Here is a 919-nt window from a genome sequence, read left to right as displayed (position 1 = left end):
TTCCAGCTCTTTCAGACGCTGACGTTCAGCGGTGGTGAGCCCGCCATCACCGCCTCCGGTATCCCGCTCATGCTGGCGTACCCAGACACGCAGAGTCTCCGGTGTACAGCCAATCTTTGGGGCAATGGAACAAATTGCCGCCCACTGTGAGTCATATTCGCCCTGACTTTCCAGAACCATACGAATCGCCCTCTGACGGACTTCGGGGGAAAAACGAGTATTTTTAGTCATCCTGTTTACCTCTTTCTCAGGAAGTTTAGTCTCCAGGATTCCCGGGGCGGTTCAATTAGCCGTTAATGATAGCGTTTCGTAAAAACCCAGCTCTGCATATTTGCGGACAAAAATCCCTAAGGCGATCCCTGGCAATGCCGCCCAGCTGAAAAACATCATCATGCTGATCATCAGTGCCAGAGGCAGATAAAAGAGAAAAACCTCACCGGAAGAAATATGCGCGAAAGTATTAATGTGGGCGAAAATGGGCAAGATTAAAAAAGGCAGGAACAGCGGAAGCCCCCACCATTTATCACGTATTTTTATATAAGTTGCATTCAGTTTCATAGATGCTCAGCAGGGTAATGACTCCAACTTACTGATAGTGTTTTATGTTCAGATAATGCCCGATGACCTTGTCATGCAGCTCCACCGATTTTGAGAACGACAGTGACTTCCGTCCCAGCCTTGCCAGATGTTGTCTCAGATTCAGATTATGTCGCTCAATGCGCTGAGTGTAACGCTTGCTGATAACGTGCAGCTTTCCCTTCAGGCGTGATTCATACAGCGGCCAGCCATCCGTCATCCATACCACGACCTCAAAGGCCGGCAGCAGGCTCAGAAGACGCTCCAGTGTGGCCAGAGTGCGTTCACCGAAGACGTGCGCCACAACCGTCCTCCGTATCCTGTCATACGCGTAAAACAGCCA

The 919-nt window shown here is 50.2% G+C and carries 1 protein-coding gene and 2 pseudogenes; all 3 read right to left on the bottom strand.

The window, feature by feature from the left end:
* Positions 1-231, bottom strand: a 231-nt coding sequence (locus BHE85_RS16560; protein WP_023147292.1) for an IS3 family transposase, incomplete at its 3' end; no start/stop codon positions are given.
* A 54-nt stretch (positions 232-285) separates the two neighbouring features.
* Positions 286-558 (bottom strand): annotated as a pseudogene (locus tag BHE85_RS16555) (MASE1 domain-containing protein); the annotation flags it as partial.
* 28 nt (positions 559-586) lie between these two features.
* Positions 587-919: pseudogene (locus BHE85_RS16550) on the bottom strand (IS1-like element IS1X2 family transposase); the annotation flags it as partial.

Origin of the sequence: Shigella sp. FC1567, from assembly GCF_001743015.1 — a bacterium.
In the GTDB taxonomy this organism is placed as follows: Bacteria; Pseudomonadota; Gammaproteobacteria; order Enterobacterales; family Enterobacteriaceae; genus Escherichia; species Escherichia coli.
Note: the sequence above shows the minus strand (reverse complement) of the source record. Positions and strands in the feature narration are given on the sequence as shown.